The 18,736-nt window shown below is 42.7% G+C and carries 19 protein-coding genes, 2 tRNA genes and 3 rRNA genes; 1 reads left to right on the forward strand and 23 read right to left on the reverse strand.

The window, feature by feature from the left end; genetic code table 11:
• The first annotated feature begins 279 nt into the window (after window positions 1–279).
• Window positions 280–570, forward strand: a complete 291-nt coding sequence (locus ABVJ71_RS11140; protein WP_353854070.1) for an AbrB/MazE/SpoVT family DNA-binding domain-containing protein — start codon at window positions 280–282, stop codon at window positions 568–570.
• Between the two features lie 43 nt (window positions 571–613).
• On the opposite strand, the gene rsmI is transcribed toward ABVJ71_RS11140, so the two are convergent.
• The 23 genes from rsmI to dnaX form a co-directional block, all read right to left on the reverse strand.
• Window positions 614–1,495: a 16S rRNA (cytidine(1402)-2'-O)-methyltransferase gene (gene rsmI / locus ABVJ71_RS11145; protein WP_353854071.1), complete on the reverse strand. Its 882-nt coding sequence runs from the start codon at window positions 1,493–1,495 to the stop codon at window positions 614–616.
• Window positions 1,470–1,769, reverse strand: coding sequence for a GIY-YIG nuclease family protein (locus ABVJ71_RS11150; protein WP_353854072.1), 300 nt, complete (start codon window positions 1,767–1,769; stop codon window positions 1,470–1,472). Before ABVJ71_RS11150 ends, rsmI begins: the two co-directional genes overlap by 26 nt.
• Window positions 1,756–2,499, reverse strand: coding sequence for a tRNA1(Val) (adenine(37)-N6)-methyltransferase (locus ABVJ71_RS11155; RefSeq protein WP_353854073.1), 744 nt, complete (start codon window positions 2,497–2,499; stop codon window positions 1,756–1,758). The genes ABVJ71_RS11150 and ABVJ71_RS11155 overlap by 14 nt, the downstream gene beginning before the upstream one ends.
• 55 nt (window positions 2,500–2,554) lie before the next feature.
• Window positions 2,555–2,911: a DNA replication initiation control protein YabA gene (yabA, locus tag ABVJ71_RS11160; protein WP_353854074.1), complete on the reverse strand. Its 357-nt coding sequence runs from the start codon at window positions 2,909–2,911 to the stop codon at window positions 2,555–2,557.
• Window positions 2,912–2,925: 14 nt separating this feature from the next.
• Window positions 2,926–3,753 (reverse strand): stage 0 sporulation family protein, encoded by an 828-nt coding sequence (locus ABVJ71_RS11165; protein WP_353854075.1) that lies wholly within the window; start codon window positions 3,751–3,753, stop codon window positions 2,926–2,928.
• Window positions 3,754–3,755: 2 nt separating this feature from the next.
• On the reverse strand, window positions 3,756–4,745 hold the full coding sequence (gene holB, locus ABVJ71_RS11170) for a DNA polymerase III subunit delta' (RefSeq protein ID WP_353854076.1): 990 nt from the start codon (window positions 4,743–4,745) through the stop codon (window positions 3,756–3,758).
• Between the two features lie 11 nt (window positions 4,746–4,756).
• Window positions 4,757–5,197, reverse strand: coding sequence for a YaaR family protein (locus ABVJ71_RS11175; RefSeq protein WP_353854077.1), 441 nt, complete (start codon window positions 5,195–5,197; stop codon window positions 4,757–4,759).
• A gap of 12 nt (window positions 5,198–5,209) precedes the next feature.
• Window positions 5,210–5,539, reverse strand: coding sequence for a cyclic-di-AMP receptor (locus tag ABVJ71_RS11180; RefSeq protein WP_353854078.1), 330 nt, complete (start codon window positions 5,537–5,539; stop codon window positions 5,210–5,212).
• 79 nt (window positions 5,540–5,618) lie between these two features.
• On the reverse strand, window positions 5,619–6,257 hold the full coding sequence (gene tmk / locus ABVJ71_RS11185) for a dTMP kinase (RefSeq protein WP_353854079.1): 639 nt from the start codon (window positions 6,255–6,257) through the stop codon (window positions 5,619–5,621).
• Window positions 6,254–7,663 (reverse strand): aminotransferase class I/II-fold pyridoxal phosphate-dependent enzyme, encoded by a 1,410-nt coding sequence (locus ABVJ71_RS11190; protein WP_353854080.1) that lies wholly within the window; start codon window positions 7,661–7,663, stop codon window positions 6,254–6,256. The genes tmk and ABVJ71_RS11190 overlap by 4 nt, the downstream gene beginning before the upstream one ends.
• Before the next feature lie 77 nt (window positions 7,664–7,740).
• A complete protein-coding gene (locus ABVJ71_RS11195) occupies window positions 7,741–8,805 on the reverse strand; it encodes a toxic anion resistance protein (RefSeq protein ID WP_353854081.1) in 1,065 nt (354 codons plus the stop codon).
• Between the two features lie 19 nt (window positions 8,806–8,824).
• Window positions 8,825–9,439 carry a 5-bromo-4-chloroindolyl phosphate hydrolysis family protein gene (locus tag ABVJ71_RS11200; RefSeq protein WP_353854082.1) on the reverse strand — a complete coding sequence of 205 codons (615 nt, stop codon included), beginning with the start codon at window positions 9,437–9,439 and terminating at the stop codon, window positions 8,825–8,827.
• 126 nt (window positions 9,440–9,565) lie between these two features.
• On the reverse strand, window positions 9,566–9,757 hold the full coding sequence (locus ABVJ71_RS11205; protein ID WP_353854083.1) for a sigma factor G inhibitor Gin: 192 nt from the start codon (window positions 9,755–9,757) through the stop codon (window positions 9,566–9,568).
• A gap of 172 nt (window positions 9,758–9,929) precedes the next feature.
• Window positions 9,930–10,045: ribosomal RNA gene (gene rrf, locus ABVJ71_RS11210) — 5S ribosomal RNA — on the reverse strand.
• 61 nt (window positions 10,046–10,106) lie between these two features.
• Window positions 10,107–13,037, reverse strand: a 23S ribosomal RNA gene (locus ABVJ71_RS11215).
• Between the two features lie 91 nt (window positions 13,038–13,128).
• Window positions 13,129–13,204: transfer RNA gene (locus tag ABVJ71_RS11220), tRNA-Ala, on the reverse strand.
• Window positions 13,205–13,219: 15 nt separating this feature from the next.
• Window positions 13,220–13,296: transfer RNA gene (locus tag ABVJ71_RS11225), tRNA-Ile, on the reverse strand.
• Between the two features lie 94 nt (window positions 13,297–13,390).
• Window positions 13,391–14,939 (reverse strand): 16S ribosomal RNA (locus tag ABVJ71_RS11230).
• Together the 16S, 23S and 5S rRNA genes with 2 tRNA genes alongside form the textbook arrangement of a ribosomal RNA operon.
• A 314-nt stretch (window positions 14,940–15,253) precedes the next feature.
• Window positions 15,254–15,517 carry a pro-sigmaK processing inhibitor BofA family protein gene (locus ABVJ71_RS11235; protein ID WP_353854084.1) on the reverse strand — a complete coding sequence of 88 codons (264 nt, stop codon included), beginning with the start codon at window positions 15,515–15,517 and terminating at the stop codon, window positions 15,254–15,256.
• A 66-nt stretch (window positions 15,518–15,583) separates the two neighbouring features.
• Window positions 15,584–15,808 (reverse strand): YaaL family protein, encoded by a 225-nt coding sequence (locus tag ABVJ71_RS11240; protein ID WP_003218088.1) that lies wholly within the window; start codon window positions 15,806–15,808, stop codon window positions 15,584–15,586.
• Window positions 15,809–15,826: 18 nt separating this feature from the next.
• The gene (gene recR / locus ABVJ71_RS11245) at window positions 15,827–16,423 is read right to left on the reverse strand and encodes a recombination protein RecR (RefSeq protein ID WP_003218094.1); all 597 of its coding nucleotides are present in this window, start codon (window positions 16,421–16,423) and stop codon (window positions 15,827–15,829) included.
• Window positions 16,424–16,438: 15 nt separating this feature from the next.
• A complete protein-coding gene (locus tag ABVJ71_RS11250) occupies window positions 16,439–16,762 on the reverse strand; it encodes a YbaB/EbfC family nucleoid-associated protein (RefSeq protein ID WP_353854085.1) in 324 nt (107 codons plus the stop codon).
• A gap of 27 nt (window positions 16,763–16,789) precedes the next feature.
• A complete protein-coding gene (gene dnaX, locus ABVJ71_RS11255; protein ID WP_353854086.1) occupies window positions 16,790–18,502 on the reverse strand; it encodes a DNA polymerase III subunit gamma/tau in 1,713 nt (570 codons plus the stop codon).
• Between the last annotated feature and the right edge of the window lie 234 nt (window positions 18,503–18,736).

An 18,736-nucleotide genomic window follows, 5' to 3' on the forward strand; every position in this document is an offset into this window, starting at 1 on the left:
GTAAGAAATCTGCTTCCAGATTCATAATTGGCTAATTTAGGGCAAAAGTCTTGATAATCTGTTTTCATCATTTATAATATTCTAAAACATTATGTCTAATAAATCCTTATGTATCAGTAGTTTAGAGGTTTTTTGAATATAAGAGTCATATTTTACAAACAATAGTAAACAAAATGATTGACGATTTATGGAAACCTTGTTATGCTAGGAATGTAAGGAATTTGTCGAATAATGACGAAGATAATATTATATTAAGAATAAGGACTTTTTGGGAGGAGAATGAAGATGAAATCTACAGGTATTGTACGTAAAGTTGACGAATTAGGACGCGTGGTGATTCCAATCGAACTTCGCCGCACGTTAGGAATTGCTGAAAAAGATGCTTTGGAAATTTATGTTGATGATGAAAAAATCATCCTAAAAAAATATAAACCAAACATGACTTGCCAAGTAACAGGTGAAGTATCAGACGATAACCTTAAACTTGCTAATGGTAAATTAGTTCTTAGCCGTGAAGGTGCTGAACAAATCATTAACGAAATCCAAAGCCAACTTCAATCACAAAAATAATTTTTATATAAAAGGTTCTTGCACCGTTTGCAAGAACCTTTCTTTATTGTTCAACATGATATGCATCATATATCATGCGCTTTGGCACACCTCGTTCGACAGCTGTACGCTTGATCGCTTCTTTTGACGTCAATCCTTCTTCTATGTAATGAATAACGTGCTCTTTTTCAGATAAGGATTGCCACCATGTCTCTTCATTCAATTCCTCATCCACTTGATCATTTCCTTCTACCACAAGACAGAACTCTCCACGAATTTGATGCTCTCCTGCCCAGGTCAATACATGGTCTAGATCTCCACGTATGAATTCTTCAAATTTTTTCGTTAATTCTCGTGTAATAGCAATGTTTCGATTTCCCCAAACATCTTTCATAACGGTAAGGGTTTCTTTTAAACGATGGGGTGCTTCATAAAAAATAATTGTTTCTTGACGTTTTTTTAATGCTTCTAGCTGTTTTCTCTTTTCCTTTTTCTGTCTATCGAGGAAACCATAAAAGAAAAATGGTTGAGGTGCGATCCCTGATGCAATTAAAGCCGTTAATGCCGCATTTGCGCCAGGCAATGGAATCACATACCCGCCGATTCTCGTAAAGTCTCGAACAATCTCAGCTCCTGGATCAGAAATGGTCGGTAATCCAGCATCACTAACAAGTGCAATGTGCTTTCCTTCTTTTAACCATTCAATTAACTTATGACCGCTGCTGTCTTTATTATGTTCATGATAACTTGTTAGAGGTGTGTCAATTTCGTATACATGACAAAGTTTTCTCGTTTGTCTTGTATCTTCTGCAGCAATGTAGTCTACATCTTTTAACGTTTGTATCGCTCGAAACGTCATATCTTCTAAGTTTCCGATTGGGGTTGGAACTAAATAAAGCACACCCATATCGGATTGACCATCAAAGCTTTTCTGTGTCTTTAGCATGTGCCGCCTCCTTTTCTTTTTGCTTTTCTTCTATATATCTGTCCTTCTTTTTACGCGTCCATGTTTTGAAATGATACTCTTGCTGCATCGCAGCTCTTTTGGTTGGGAAGCATTCATGATAATACAGCTCAACCGGTCGTCTCGCTCTTGTATACTTTGCGCCCTTCCCGCTATTATGTGTCGCCAGCCTTTTTTGTAAGTCATTTGTATATCCAGCATACAGGCTTCCATCTGCACATTTCAGTACATAAAAATAATGATTATGCTTCTCCATACAGTATCTTCCTGATTTCATTTGTATACTCTTGATTTTCCCCATAAACAAAGAGTGGCGGGAGGATTTTCAAATCTGGCTTACCATCTTTGATACCTTCCACTAAGATGGTATTGGCTTCTTTTCCTTGCTTTGGATAAACGAATTGAATCCGTTTCGGCTCAATTCGGTATTTTTTCATCAGCTCGATGATTTCAAGCAAACGCCCTGGACGATGAACCATTGCAAGTTTGCCTCCTTGTTTGAGCAAGATTGAAGAAACACGAATAACATCTTCTAATGTACAATGAATCTCATGACGTGCAATCGCTAAATATTCATTTTCATTGATTTCATCCTGTGAAGGTGTTTTAAAATATGGCGGGTTACACGTAATCACATCTACCTTATGATTCCCGTAGCGTGTTGGCATATCATTTAAATCACCATGAATCAATTCAATTTGATGTTCTAGTTGGTTATGCTCTACACTCCTTTTTGCCATATCAAATAATCGTTCTTGAATTTCGACACCTGTAATGGAGGCTTTGGAACGAGTCGAGAGTAGCAATGGGATAATGCCATTTCCCGTACAAAGATCAATGATTTCTCCTTTTTGAATCGGAACATACGCAAATTTTGCTAATAACACCGCATCCAATGAAAAGGCAAAGACAGTCTTGCTTTGAATAATCTTCATATCTTCTGCCAGCAAGTAATCTAAACGTTCATCTTCTCTTAACGAAACCATGATGTATCCTTTCTTTTCCTGTGAAAAAGGCTCCCGATGCAGCGGAAGCCTTTTCTCATTTTTTATTTAAAAATGACAGACAGAACAAACAGTCTCCCTCTTTACGAATGCTCCCATAATGCACATTACAAATATGGAAGCCCTCCTGATATAGACGAGCTAGGTTATCATGACCTTCTCCTATATCAGAATGACTTGGCTTTTGGGCAGTCTCATCATTCGACGCCTCATATGACTTGCCTCGATTGGACTGATCTAAACGTTCACGCAAGTGCTGGTTCTCCATCTGAAGCTGATGGTTTTCCTCGATCACTTCACCGATATGATTTTTTAAATCACCTAGCTGGCGATAGAGAGAACCAATTTGTTCTTCTAAATTGATTACCGTATCAAATAGTTCCTTTTTATCCAAGGTGGCACACCTCGTTACTCAGTTGTTTGTGCAGATACAACGCCTTCTTGTAATAATTCTTCCCAAGTATATTCTATCACTTTTTCTTGTTCGGTTAATTTAACTTGTATAATTCGTTCTAAAATGTTGAGCCCAACTACCTTGGCCGAGCCGCTAGACGTCTGGATCGTCTCACCGATATCCGGTAATTGTTCTTTTGCTGATTCATATTCATCATTTTCATATTTCAAGCAACACATCAAACGACCGCAAAGCCCTGAAATCTTTGTAGGATTTAACGACAGATTTTGATCTTTTGCCATCTTAATGGACACAGGTTCAAAATCTCCTAAAAATGTAGAACAGCAAAGCATGCGTCCACACGGACCAATACCACCTAACATTTTCGCTTCGTCTCTTACACCAATCTGACGAAGTTCAATTCTAGTTTTGAAGATCGATGCAAGGTCTTTCACTAGTTCACGAAAATCCACTCTGCCATCAGCTGTGAAGTAGAAAATGACTTTGTTCCGGTCAAACGTGAATTCAACATCAACTAGTTTCATTTCTAATCCGTGTTCACTTACCTTTTGAAGACATATATCAAAGGCTGACTTCGCCGCATCTTTATTTTCCTCAACAATGAGCCGGTCTCGCTCGTCTGCTACACGAATGACCTTCCGAAGAGGGAGAACAACATCGTGTTCATCCACTTTCTTATTGGCGATGACCACTTGTCCGTACTCAACCCCTCTTACTGTTTCTACAATGACACAACTATCATTTTCTATATGAAATCCATTTGGATCGAAATAATAGATTTTGCCCGCTTTCTTAAAGCGAACACCAATTACGTTGTACAAGCTTATCCCTCCTGCAACATCAACACCAATTGCTCCATTAGCCCTTGGGCATTCACGTTGGATTGAAGTCTCTTTTTCGCTTCTAATACAGCAAGGATCTGGTTTGTCACCATTTGCTGTGTGGAATGCAGCGCGTGCTGCTTCATTGTCTGGAATAAGTCTTGATAAATGACTTTATCTTCGTTTCCTATTTGAATCGACAATACATCACGATATATAAATAAAAGCATATCCAGACCTGTTTCTTGAAGGTCTTTCTCTTTGAAAAAAGGCATCCATTGATCCTGTATATAAAAAAATGCATGTTCTTTTCGCTGATGCAAGACTTCATACAATTTTATCACTTTCGCTCTAGACTCTGCAAACTGATCATTTCGACTTAATTCGAGTGCTTCTGCTAAATTATTTGTTAAATTCGACAAGAGCCTTGCAAGATGCTCAGGTACATTTTCTTGCAAAAGCTGCTGCTCCAGTGATTGCGGCTGCAAAGGCTGAAAACGAAGCATCTGACATCTTGAAATTATCGTATCCAGCATTTTATGAGATTGCTCAGTGATTAAAATGGCCATCGTTTCCCGGTTAGGCTCCTCTAGGAACTTCAGTAAACTGTTCGCAGCATTAACGGTCATTTTGTCCGCATGAAGAATGATATACATTTTTCGGTGCGATTCTACACCTGCTTTTGTAAATTCCTCCTGCAATGCCTGCACTTGCACTTTTTTAATTGATTGACCATCGGGCTGCACAAGATGTAAATCTGGATGGTTTCCAGACTGAATCCTTTTACAGTTTTGACAGGACTCACATGGTTTCACACCTGCTTCCAAGCAAAAGAAGCTCTTGGCTAAAAGCAAGGCAGCATCTAGCTTTCCTGTTCCTTTTTTCCCTTCAAATAAGTAGGCATGAGCAAGTCGATCTTTATCTATGCTATTAAAAATCAGCCGCATGACGCGCGGCTGTAAATCCTTCATGTCATCCCAGCTAATTGCCATGTTATCACTCTCTATGTGTAAAGGTTAATCAATAAACCTTTTATTTCTCCTATACGTTCAAGCAAGTCAATAGAGGGTTTCTCTTGATTCATCATATCCTCTGTTAATTCCATAAGCTTCTCATCTAAAGCTTTGACTAAAGCGAGTGTCCGCGTATTGCCGTAAAGGTCAAAGCTCCGAGAAGTCTCTATATTTAAACCATGATCTACCGTCTCTTTCACAAAGCGTTTCACAAGTCCTTTAAACTTTGCCAAATCCTTTAAATTTCGAGACTTCGTCAGCTTTTTACCGATTACTTCGATATCACTAAGCATTACCGTCAGTTGTTCTAAACGCATTTTGCCGCTTTGTGTCTCCAAAGATGCTCTAAAAGAGGAAGACATCTGACTTCCTTTGATCGCCTGAAGTTCACGTTTTTCTAACAGCAGCCGCATATCTTGATTAATTTTCACAGCAACTCATCCTTAAAATTGATGAAATTGTTCAACTGGCAGAATAAAGACAGTAGCTCCACCAACCTCAACTTCAACAGGGTATGGTACATATGAATCTGCATTTCCACCCATTGGTGATACAGGTGCAATCATTTGATCACGTTTACGACAATTTTCTTTTATGAGATGTAATGCTTTCTCCACTCGGACATCATCACAACCAATAATGAAAGTCGTATTTCCAGACTTTAAAAACCCACCAGTTGAAGCTAATTTTGTTACGCCGAAATGATGTTCGGTCAATATTTTCAACAGTTTGCTGCTATCTTGATCCTGTACAACGGCAACAATTAATTTCATTTAATTGGCCTCCTTCGTTTTAGGCACAGATGACATGCCGATGTCTTCCTCTTTATTATAACAACGATTAACAATTAGGTCATATTTGATTTTTCTTTAATGTGTCCTGAATAAGTTGAAGCACTTCTTCATACACGTCTTGCATTGGCTTTGAAGCATCCACTACACGGAATCGTTCTGGTGATTGAGCAATGAGTAATTCATAGCCTTCTCTTACAAGCTCATGAAATTTCAGCGTCTCCATGTCCAATCGGTTTTTTTCTCTTCCTTGATTTGCATGAATTCTCTTCAATCCTTCTTCTGGCGTAATAGAAAAGTAAATTGTCATTTGTGGCATCATTCCGTTAATGGCAAAATCATTAATAGATTTTACTTCTTCGATTCCAAGCCCTCTGGCATAACCTTGATAAGCAAGGGAGCTGTCTACAAAACGATCACATAAGACAGTGATTCCTCGGTCTAAAGCTGGTTCCACCTTCTCAGCTAAATGCTGTCTTCTAGCCGCTGCGTACAGCAATGCCTCTGTTTTCGCATCCATTTTTGTATTCTTTTCATTTAAAATGATCTCACGAATCTGTTCTGCAATCTCAATGCCACCTGGTTCCCGCGTTGCCACCACCGCATACCCTTGACGTTCCATTTCTTCATACACTTTTTTAATTATCGTTGTTTTACCCGCACCTTCCGGCCCCTCAAACGTAATAAACATACCGCTCATCGTGTCTCCTCTTCTATATAAACATATAATTTCCTCTGTTTTATTACCTGACTTGCTTGAACATGAACCTGATGTTCAAGCAAGCGGCTTAATGTTGCAATTTGGTCTGCTTCAATGCGCTCTCCCTTAATCATCAAAGGAATGCCAGGTGGATATGGAATGACCGATTCTGCACTTATCCGACCTTCTGCTTCTTCAAAAGGAACTGCTTCCATTCCTTGTCTTTGCTGATCAATCTCTATAGATGCTGATTCAATTTGACGATGTTCCATTCCTATCAACAATGATTCACTATGCTGAAGGGCGTGCTCTATGCTGGTAAAGGGAATGTCCCTCATTTTTCCAAGACCGAAAATCAGCAAAACCTGATGATCATCTGCAAGTTCTGGATGAACATCAACCGATTCAAGCACCTTCTTTAATTCATAGCCTGTAAGCCCTCTTGTTGACCGAATCACGCATTTTAATGGATCGTTAGATAGAGAGTCAGACTCGACCAATTCAATATGAGGAATACGCTTTAGCTGATCTTTCAGCTTTGACAGCCCTCTCATGATTTCGTTCACTTGCCCTTTTTCTTTGATCTCTTCAACAAAAGCCCTCGCCACATCTAACGAAGCCATAATGGGATAGGAAGGGGAACTGCTCTGAAGCATCGTTAGCCATGTTTTCACCCGCTTAGCATCAATCCGTTCCCCTTGAAGATGAAGAAAGGAGCCCATTGTCATAGCAGGAAGTGTTTTATGTGCTGATTGTACCACCACGTCAGCTCCATAGGAAAGGGCAGATGGAGGAAAGGCACCGCCCAATACAAAATGCGCACCGTGTGCCTCATCAACCAAAACGATCATTCCTGCCTCATGACAAGTTTGTACCAGCTTTGACAAATCCGCTGCATGCCCGTAGTAATTCGGATAGGTCAAGACGATTGCTTGACAGTTCGGATGCCTTGCGATCGCATGTTTCAGCGTCTCTTCGGTGACATGTGTTGGAACGTGCAGTTTGTTGTCCACCTCAGTTTCTAAAAACACAGGCGTTGCCCCTGCCAACTCAATCGCATGGAAAACAGACTTATGGCAATTCCGCTGAACAAGAATTTGATCATCGGTGCTACATGTAGCCATCACCATAGCTAAATTTCCAACCGTCGTGCCATTCACAAGGAAAAAGCTTTGATCTGCACCGTATAGTTGTGCTAATAAATCCTCTGCCTCTTGAATCACACCAGTTGGGTGGTGGAGATCATCTAGACCTACAAGCTCGGTCACATCTAGTTGAAGAAGTGGTTCATAATAGACCCGTGCTTCATCAAAAAAGACATCTCCATTGTGATGTCCTGGAACATGAAAAGAATAAGGTTTCTTTTCTGCATGTTGTGATAATGCTGTATATAAAGGTGTTTTCAAACAAATCGACCCTTTTCACTTAAACGATATCTTATTTCTATTATACCGTTCAAACAAGTGAACTGAAAGGTGGATTGTTATTCCTTTATTGGTTTGTGATTTGCAAGCTGTTGTTCAGCCTCGTGCATATTGCTTTTTAATTGAGCACGGACTTGACTTCCATTTTCTTGGACTTGTAAAGTCTCCTGTAATGTTTCAGCTAATTGGAGTTGAATCTTTTTCAACGTATCAACAGGCTTTAAGAAGGCTCCTTCATGGAGAGACTCTTGATGCTTTGATATATTTTCATACGTTTGATGAATTCGCTGCTCAAGGGCTGAATTAGCTCGTTGATGAATATGCGTTAATGCAATGGACATTTGGTTGATCCATAAAGGAATAGATGCTGAAACAGTCGATTGAATATGATTGGCTAATGTATGATTCGTATGCTGAATCATCCGAATTTGGGCATTACATTGTAGTGCAATTTGCCGGCTTAACAGTAAATCATACTTGCGTTCTCTCAATCTCTCCATATATTCCTCATAATCAACTTTCTGATTCATCAACTGTTCCTCTAACGTTCGATCACCAAACCGTTTGGTTGCAGGGAGCACCTGCTGCTCTATATACTCCAACTTAGCTTCAGCTGCTGCCACCTGTAGTGTCATCTCTTGGAAAAACAACTGATTTTCTTCAAATAAACGATCTAATAATTTATGGTCTGAAATTAATACATTCCTTGCATAACGCAGCCTTGCAGATAATCGTTCTATTTGTGCTTCTGCTTGTTTAAACCGAGATACTATCTCTTGTATAGAGCGCCTCTCTCTTTTAAACAATCTCGAAAAAAAGCCTTGTTTCTTTGGTAACAAATCCTCAGGCTCCACCAAACGTAATTGCTGCAAAAAGGCCTCAAGAACATCTCCTATTTGATCAATATCTTTTTTCTCAACATAATTCATCATTTGCTGAGATTGTTCTAATAATCGTTGTTGCACACGCATACCGTATAAAAGCAACTTTTGTTGATTTTCAGGGATATTTTCAGCACGTTGCAACGCCTCTTGTTTTTCCTCATCAGATAAAGTATCAAACACCCGAAACTGAAGACCTGTAGTCGATGTAAGTGAAGGTGTAATGTGATCTTCTGGTTTCATTGAGTTTGACTCCTTTCATCTACTTTTTAATCATCTTATCTGCCAATTCAAGCTCAATATGGAGTGCTTCAATATCTCTTCCTAAAATTTGTTGCAAATCATTCGTCAATTGCTTTTGCAACTCCGTCAATGTGACTCGTGTTTGACTCAGTGTCATCTCAAGTTCATGACTACGATTTGGCTGATTATAAAGCAGTGCATATTTCTCCGTTAATTGAACAACGGAATCCAAACTTTCAAAATAAAATCGCTGCGCATCATAAAAGCGGTTCGGCTCTTTCTTGGTTATCGTATAAATTCTTCGTGCCAGCCGAAGGATTTCATAGTTATGTTTAATGGTCTGTACGTTCTTTACAGCAAATAAAGCCTTCTTCAAACGAACTAACTTATGTCTTGCTTCTTTTAAATGCTGTTTGATATATACATAATCACTACGAGAAAGTCCATGCTTCTTTAAAAACAAATGAACAGCCAGCCATCTGCTCCCTGCAAACATGGCACCCCAACCAATCAAGGCATACAGCATCGATAAGCCAACATGATGATGGAAATACCCAATACTGACGATTAAAATCGCAAACGAAAAAAGACTAGAGATTAAGGCCCATATAAATGTGAAAAAGATTGATTTCATTTTATCGACTCCTATAAATAATCAGGCTCTCTGTTTATCTTATTATTTATTACGGGTGATGTCCAAACTAAGTTCCAAAAACAGCCTAATCGTAAATAGCTCATAAAAAAAGACCATCTAATGGTCTTATGAATACAAAGGGGGCGTATGAAGGTTTTTAAGTTTTTTGACATAATCGGCATAGCTGGGATCAGAGGTCGATGTAGAAATTAACTTTCGTTCACAGCCCTGACATAAAAACTGATGATACAAATAAATTCCTTTTGTCTTTTTCTCTTCACAAATCAAACAAATTGCTTCCCGCTCTTTTTCGCTCATTGTGACACCTCCACTTATAGCTTCAGTATGCCCTAGCTCTTTCAATTGTATACAAAATTAAGAATGTTTTAGATGATAGTTTAGTATATGTGTCCACCATGCATCGAGTGTTTGTTCCTTTCCTGAAAAACACAAAAAAGACCAGTTCCGAATGGAACTGATCTTTAGACAAGCTTGGCGGCGTCCTACTCTCACAGGGGGAGACCCCCAACTACCATCGGCGCTGAAGAGCTTAACTTCCGTGTTCGGTATGGGAACGGGTGTGACCTCTTCGCTATCGCCACCAAACCTGATGGAGAGAATGTTCTCTCAAAACTAGATAACAATGTTCATGCTTCACATTAGAATATAGGTTAAGTCCTCGATCGATTAGTATCTGTCAGCTCCACGTGTCACCACGCTTCCACCTCAGACCTATCAACCTGATCATCTTTCAGGGATCTTACTTCCTTGCGGAATGGGAAATCTCATCTTGAGGGGGGCTTCATGCTTAGATGCTTTCAGCACTTATCCCGTCCGCACATAGCTACCCAGCGATGCCCTTGGCAGAACAACTGGTACACCAGCGGTGCGTCCATCCCGGTCCTCTCGTACTAAGGACAGCTCCTCTCAAATTTCCTGCGCCCGCGACGGATAGGGACCGAACTGTCTCACGACGTTCTGAACCCAGCTCGCGTACCGCTTTAATGGGCGAACAGCCCAACCCTTGGGACCGACTACAGCCCCAGGATGCGATGAGCCGACATCGAGGTGCCAAACCTCCCCGTCGATGTGGACTCTTGGGGGAGATAAGCCTGTTATCCCCGGGGTAGCTTTTATCCGTTGAGCGATGGCCCTTCCATGCGGAACCACCGGATCACTAAGCCCGACTTTCGTCCCTGCTCGACTTGTAGGTCTCGCAGTCAAGCTCCCTTGTGCCTTTACACTCTGCGAATGATTTCCAACCATTCTGAGGGAACCTTTGGGCGCCTCCGTTACATTTTAGGAGGCGACCGCCCCAGTCAAACTGCCCACCTGACACTGTCTCCCTGCCCGTTAAGGGCAGCGGGTTAGAAGGTCAATACAGCCAGGGTAGTATCCCACCGATGCCTCCACCGAAGCTGGCGCTCCGGTTTCCAAGGCTCCTACCTATCCTGTACAAGCTGTACCAACATTCAATATCAGGCTGCAGTAAAGCTCCACGGGGTCTTTCCGTCCTGTCGCGGGTAACCTGCATCTTCACAGGTACTATAATTTCACCGAGTCTCTCGTTGAGACAGTGCCCAGATCGTTGCGCCTTTCGTGCGGGTCGGAACTTACCCGACAAGGAATTTCGCTACCTTAGGACCGTTATAGTTACGGCCGCCGTTTACTGGGGCTTCAATTCGCACCTTCGCTTACGCTAAGCGCTCCTCTTAACCTTCCAGCACCGGGCAGGCGTCAGCCCCTATACTTCGCCTTACGGCTTCGCAGAGACCTGTGTTTTTGCTAAACAGTCGCCTGGGCCTATTCACTGCGGCTTCTCGGGGCTTTAACACCCTAAGAAGCACCCCTTCTCCCGAAGTTACGGGGTCATTTTGCCGAGTTCCTTAACGAGAGTTCTCTCGATCACCTTAGGATTCTCTCCTCGCCTACCTGTGTCGGTTTACGGTACGGGCACCTCTCACCTCGCTAGAGGCTTTTCTTGGCAGTGTGGAATCAGGAACTTCGCTACTAAATTTCGCTCGCCATCACAGCTCAGCCTTTTCGGGAAACGGATTTGCCTATTTCCCAGCCTAACTGCTTGGACGCGGATATCCATTACCGCGCTTACCCTATCCTCCTGCGTCCCCCCATTGCTCAAATGGTGAGGAGGTGGTACAGGAATATCAACCTGTTGTCCATCGCCTACGCCTTTCGGCCTCGGCTTAGGTCCCGACTGACCCTGAGCGGACGAGCCTTCCTCAGGAAACCTTAGGCATTCGGTGGACGGGATTCTCACCCGTCTTTCGCTACTCATACCGGCATTCTCACTTCTAAGCGCTCCACCAGTCCTTCCGGTCTGGCTTCTCTGCCCTTAGAACGCTCTCCTACCACTGTTCGTTAGAACAGTCCGCAGCTTCGGTGATACGTTTAGCCCCGGTACATTTTCGGCGCAGAGTCACTCGACCAGTGAGCTATTACGCACTCTTTAAATGGTGGCTGCTTCTAAGCCAACATCCTGGTTGTCTAAGCAACTCCACATCCTTTTCCACTTAACGTATACTTTGGGACCTTAGCTGGCGGTCTGGGCTGTTTCCCTTTCGACTACGGATCTTATCACTCGCAGTCTGACTCCCAAGGATAAGTCATCGGCATTCGGAGTTTGACTGAATTCGGTAACCCGGTAGGGGCCCCTAGTCCAATCAGTGCTCTACCTCCGAGACTCTTACCTTGAGGCTAGCCCTAAAGCTATTTCGGAGAGAACCAGCTATCTCCAGGTTCGATTGGCATTTCACCCCTACCCACACCTCATCCCCGCACTTTTCAACGTGCGTGGGTTCGGGCCTCCATTCAGTGTTACCTGAACTTCACCCTGGACATGGGTAGATCACCTGGTTTCGGGTCTACGACCACGTACTCTTGCGCCCTATTCAGACTCGCTTTCGCTGCGGCTCCGCATCTTCTGCTTAACCTTGCACGGGATCGTAACTCGCCGGTTCATTCTACAAAAGGCACGCCATCACCCGTTAACGGGCTCTGACTACTTGTAGGCACACGGTTTCAGGATCTATTTCACTCCCCTTCCGGGGTGCTTTTCACCTTTCCCTCACGGTACTGGTTCACTATCGGTCACTAGGGAGTATTTAGCCTTGGGAGATGGTCCTCCCGGATTCCGACGGAATTTCACGTGTTCCGCCGTACTCAGGATCCACTCTGGAGAGAATGACATTTCAGTTACAGGGCTGTTACCTTCTCTGGCGGGCCTTTCCAGACCTCTTCGCTTATATCATTCCTTTGTAACTCCGTATAGAGTGTCCTACAACCCCAAGAGGCAAGCCTCTTGGTTTGGGCTGTTCCCGTTTCGCTCGCCGCTACTTAGGGAATCGCATTTGCTTTCTCTTCCTCCGGGTACTTAGATGTTTCAGTTCCCCGGGTATGCCTTCTCATACTCTATGTATTCAAGTATGGATACTACTCCATTACGAGCAGTGGGTTTCCCCATTCGGAAATCTCCGGATCAATGCTTGCTTACAGCTCCCCGAAGCATATCGGTGTTCGTCCCGTCCTTCATCGGCTCCTAGTGCCAAGGCATCCACCGTGCGCCCTTTCTAACTTAACCATTTCTTACTTTAGAAAGAAGCACTTTGTGATACACTTTGCATTCAATGTGAATGTATTACTTATTGTTATCTAGTTTTCAAAGAACACGTTGGTGGAGCCTAGCGGGATCGAACCGCTGACCTCCTGCGTGCAAGGCAGGCGCTCTCCCAGCTGAGCTAAGGCCCCGATATATAGAGAAGATGGTGGGCCTGAGTGGACTCGAACCACCGACCTCACGCTTATCAGGCGTGCGCTCTAACCAGCTGAGCTACAGGCCCATCTTCATATCGAAGATATGATGTTGTAGGATCTTTTGCAAGTTCCTTCAAAACTAAACAAGACCAAAACGCATACTGCTCCATATATCCTTAGAAAGGAGGTGATCCAGCCGCACCTTCCGATACGGCTACCTTGTTACGACTTCACCCCAATCATCTGCCCCACCTTCGGCGGCTGGCTCCATAAAGGTTACCTCACCGACTTCGGGTGTTGCAAACTCTCGTGGTGTGACGGGCGGTGTGTACAAGGCCCGGGAACGTATTCACCGCGGCATGCTGATCCGCGATTACTAGCGATTCCAGCTTCACGCAGTCGAGTTGCAGACTGCGATCCGAACTGAGAACAGATTTGTGGGATTCGCTCAACCTTGCGGTCTCGCAGCCCTTTGTTCTGTCCATTGTAGCACGTGTGTAGCCCAGGTCATAAGGGGCATGATGATTTGACGTCATCCCCACCTTCCTCCGGTTTGTCACCGGCAGTCACCTTAGAGTGCCCAACTGAATGCTGGCAACTAAGATCAAGGGTTGCGCTCGTTGCGGGACTTAACCCAACATCTCACGACACGAGCTGACGACAACCATGCACCACCTGTCTCTCTGTCCCCGAAGGGAAAGCCCTATCTCTAGGGTTGTCAGAGGATGTCAAGACCTGGTAAGGTTCTTCGCGTTGCTTCGAATTAAACCACATGCTCCACCGCTTGTGCGGGCCCCCGTCAATTCCTTTGAGTTTCAGTCTTGCGACCGTACTTCCCAGGCGGAGTGCTTAATGCGTTAGCTGCAGCACTAAGGGGCGGAAACCCCCTAACACTTAGCACTCATCGTTTACGGCGTGGACTACCAGGGTATCTAATCCTGTTCGCTCCCCACGCTTTCGCTCCTCAGCGTCAGTTACAGACCAGAGAGTCGCCTTCGCCACTGGTGTTCCTCCACATCTCTACGCATTTCACCGCTACACGTGGAATTCCACTCTCCTCTTCTGCACTCAAGTTCCCCAGTTTCCAATGACCTTCCCCGGTTGAGCCGGGGGCTTTCACATCAGACTTAAGAAACCGCCTGCGAGCCCTTTACGCCCAATAATTCCGGACAACGCTTGCCACCTACGTATTACCGCGGCTGCTGGCACGTAGTTAGCCGTGGCTTTCTGGTTAGGTACCGTCATGGTACGAGCAGTGACTCTCGTACTTGTTCTTCCCTAACAACAGAGCTTTACGATCCGAAAACCTTCTTCACTCACGCGGCGTTGCTCCGTCAGACTTTCGTCCATTGCGGAAGATTCCCTACTGCTGCCTCCCGTAGGAGTCTGGGCCGTGTCTCAGTCCCAGTGTGGCCGATCACCCTCTCAGGTCGGCTACGCATCGTCGCCTTGGTGAGCCATTACCTCACCAACTAGCTAATGCGCCGCGGGTCCATCTGTAAGTGACAGCCGAAACCGTCTTTCATCCTTGAACCATGCGGTTCAAGGAACTATCCGGTATTAGCTCCGGTTTCCCGGAGTTATCCCAGTCTTACAGGCAGGTTACCCACGTGTTACTCACCCGTCCGCCGCTAACTTCCAGGAGCAAGCTCCCTTCTGTTCGCTCGACTTGCATGTATTAGGCACGCCGCCAGCGTTCGTCCTGAGCCAGGATCAAACTCTCCGAAGTATGCAGGATGCATATCACACATGCGTTGCTACACAATGTAACTTAGCATGTAATCATTCTCCTGCCTCGTCAGTTTGACTGACTACCTATGATGTATCATAGGATTTTTTATCAAATCTCGAATGAACAGGTACGTTTTGTCTTGTTTAGTTTTCAAAGAACTTGTTTACCGCTTCAGAAGCGACTAAATAATCTTATCACATCAAAATTGTTTAAGTCAACAACTTTTTTGTTATTATGTTTTTCGTTTCCTCATCATCAGCGACGTATATTAATTTACCACCATAAAGAATGAAAGTCAATAATATTTTTCATTAAATAATAAACTTTTCAATTACAACTAAAGCCGCTACACCAGGAATGCCTAATAAACCACTAATTCCACTTGTTACAGGATTAATGGTGACATGAAGTCCTAAACTCTCACCAAATAAATTGAGACAAAATAAAAAAAGTGCGCCTGCCACAAATTTAACTCCGATAAGCCCTAACCATTTGAACGGATTCGCTTGAACACCTGACATAAATAGCAGTAATACTGCCAGCAAAATTGAACCAATGACAATAACAGGTTCCATAATCCTCTCATCCCCTCTTCATATGAATAGTACAAGCATATGAGAGGACTATGTAAAATAGACCTGCTACCTCCAGTTGTTTAAACGTAAATTTCTCTTTTTCGCTTCTCTTAGATAGAAAAAGTACTTCGCTTGAGCAAGCTTTAATTCGAATAGAATGTCCGGTGAAGGCTCAACGCTATTTGCGACAAGCTTTTTTTGTCTGTTCCATTCTTCCTTTTGCTTAAAAAGCTGTTGAATTAATTTCTCATCGAATTCTTTTCGAATTGATTTTCTGCGAAGAAAACCCATGTAACGTACTTCTCCTTCCTACATCTCACGTCTGCCTTCTAGAGCCTTAGAAAGTGTGACTTCATCAGCATACTCCAAATCCCCACCCACTGGAAGACCATGAGCAATACGAGAGAGTTTAATTCCTGATGGTTTCAACAATCTAGAGATATACATTGCTGTAGCTTCTCCTTCTATGTTTGGATTGGTTGCAAGAATTACCTCTGTTACTTGGTCGTCTTGCAGTCTTTTTAATAAGTCAGGAATTTTAATATCCTCTGGGCCAATTCCGTCCATAGGCGAAATTGCACCATGAAGCACATGATATAAGCCGTTATATTCCTTCATCTTTTCCATTGCGATCACATCTTTTGGATCCTGTACTACACAGATAACTGATTGATCCCTTCTTGTATCTTCACAAATATAGCAGGGATCCTGATCTGTGATATGGCCGCAAACCGAGCAATATGTTAGATTACGCTTTGCATTCACCAGTGCCTTCGCAAAATCTAAAACGACATCTTCCTGCATACTAAGAACAAAAAAAGCCAGACGGACTGCAGTTTTCGGTCCGATTCCTGGCAATTTCATAAAGCTATCAATCAGCTTTGATATTGGTTCAGGATATTGCATCTTCAGTTATTCCCCCTAGAATAAACCCGGCATGTTCATTCCTTTTGTGAATTTACCCATTGTCTCATTAGTTAGTTCATCAACTTTTTTCAATGCATCATTTGTCGCTGCTAGTACGAGATCTTGAAGCATATCGATATCTTCCGGATCAACCACTTCTTCATTAATTGCAACATCAACCACTTCTTTTTGTCCATTTACTTTTACAGTGACCATACCGCCACCTGCCGTACCTTCTAGTACCTTTTCTGCAAGCTCTTCTTGAGCCTTAGCCATATCTTTTTGCATTTTTTGCATTTGTTTCATCATTTTTTGCATATTTCCCATTCCACCGCGCATAATGAGCACCACTCTCTTTCGTTTTTGTTAATCTTTAATCTCAATCAAATCGGGTCCTACTAATTTTTTTGCTTCCGCAATAAATGGATCCTCTTCAGCGGAAATCGATTGACCATCTGCTTGTTCATCTGGCTGATGATCTCTTAAAAATTCTTCTCTTATTTTACCCCATTGGGAGTCAGGAACGCCAACTAATTCCACTCTTTTTCCTAGCATAGACTCTAGCAAGTGTTCAAGATTGGTTCGAACGCCACTTTTGTCTTCAGCAACCATTTTACAATGTATTTCAAATTTAAATTTTAAAACAAAGGCGTGCGGTGCTGCCGCAACTGGTTCACTATCATTTAAAAGTGCGGCATGAGACACCTTATTTTGTTGTTTTAGCTGGGCAAGAAGTTCTCCCCATTGACTTTTTATTTTTTCTAATTCGGGTCGCTTCGCTTCTTTTAAAATTTCATGAATTCGACCAACAGGTGCACGATAACCATTTTTGTGACTCGTTTGAGGTCTAGGTGCTTCCTTCTGTTCTTGCTGACTTTGAGATTGAGAAACAGATACACGCTCTGTTCTCAGCCTTGACAGTTCCTGCTCCAGCCTGTCTATTTTATCCGTTAATGTTTTTAGATCAGAGCTGTCAGCGGATTGTGACATTCCTACCGTTGACTGACAAAGCTTAACAACTGCTACCTCAAAGAAAATTCTTGGATGATTGGTCCATTTCATCTCTTGCTGACTTTTATTTAGAACTTCAATCGTTTCATAAAGGAACTGAGGTGTAACACGATTGGAGAGCGACACAAACTTTTCGTCAACCTTTACCTTCTCCAGTACTCCCTGAAGATCTGGTGCCGTTTTATAAAGCAGCATGTCTCTGAAATAAAAAATCATGTCCTCTATTAATTTAGTAGCATCTTTCCCTTGTTGGAGCAATTCATTTAATGTGTCTAATGCTAATGCAATATTTTGATCAAAAATGGCTTCAGCAAGCTGACTGATAAAATGCTGAGATACGGAACCTGTAATAAGTAGCGCATCATCAATTGTCAGTTGTTCTCCACTAAATGAAATCGCTTGATCCAGTAAGCTCAATGCGTCCCGCATACCGCCATCTGCTGCACTAGCGATAATTTCAAGTGAACCTTGTTGTACATTTAGACTTTCTGCAGCTACAATTTTCTCCATTCTTCCAACAATATCTTTTGTCGTAATGCGTTTGAAATCAAATCGCTGACAGCGGGATATTATTGTAAGGGGGATTTTATGAGGCTCTGTGGTAGCCAAAATAAATATACAATGAGCAGGCGGTTCCTCTAGCGTTTTAAGGAGGGCATTAAATGCTCCGATGGAGAGCATATGTACCTCATCTATAATATATACCTTATATGTAACCGCTGAAGGAGCAAATTTCACTTTATCACGTATATCTCTAATTTCATCTACCCCGTTATTAGAGGCCGCATCTATTTCAATAACGTCTGAGATTGAACCGGTTGTAATCCCTTTACAGGCATCACACTCATTACACGGTTCACTAACAGGTGATTTTTCGCAGTTAACTGCCTTTGCAAAGATCTTAGCAGCACTCGTTTTACCTGTTCCTCTTGGACCTGAAAATAAGTAGGCATGAGAAAACTTTTTCTGCAAAAGGGCATTTTGCAACGTTTTTGTGACGTGTTCTTGTCCAACAACATCCTCAAAAACTTGAGGCCTGAACACTCGATATAAAGCTTGATAACTCACAAATACGCCCTCCTCCATTTATCATCATTCTCATTATACATGAAGGAACGATCAATTCAAAAGCACACCTTTATTTTCTAATCAGCGAAAAAGATGATTCCACACTATACTTTTTCACTTTTCTCTTTCAAAAAACGGATTTCTCAGCAATTTAAATTCCATCATCAGACTAATAAGAACGTATGTTTCTTTTTGAACTGACGAAAATGTACATCATCCAGAAAAAGTCTTTTT

This window comes from Bacillus sp. Bos-x628, from assembly GCF_040500475.1.
In the GTDB taxonomy this organism is placed as follows: Bacteria; Bacillota; Bacilli; order Bacillales; family Bacillaceae; genus Bacillus; species Bacillus maqinnsis.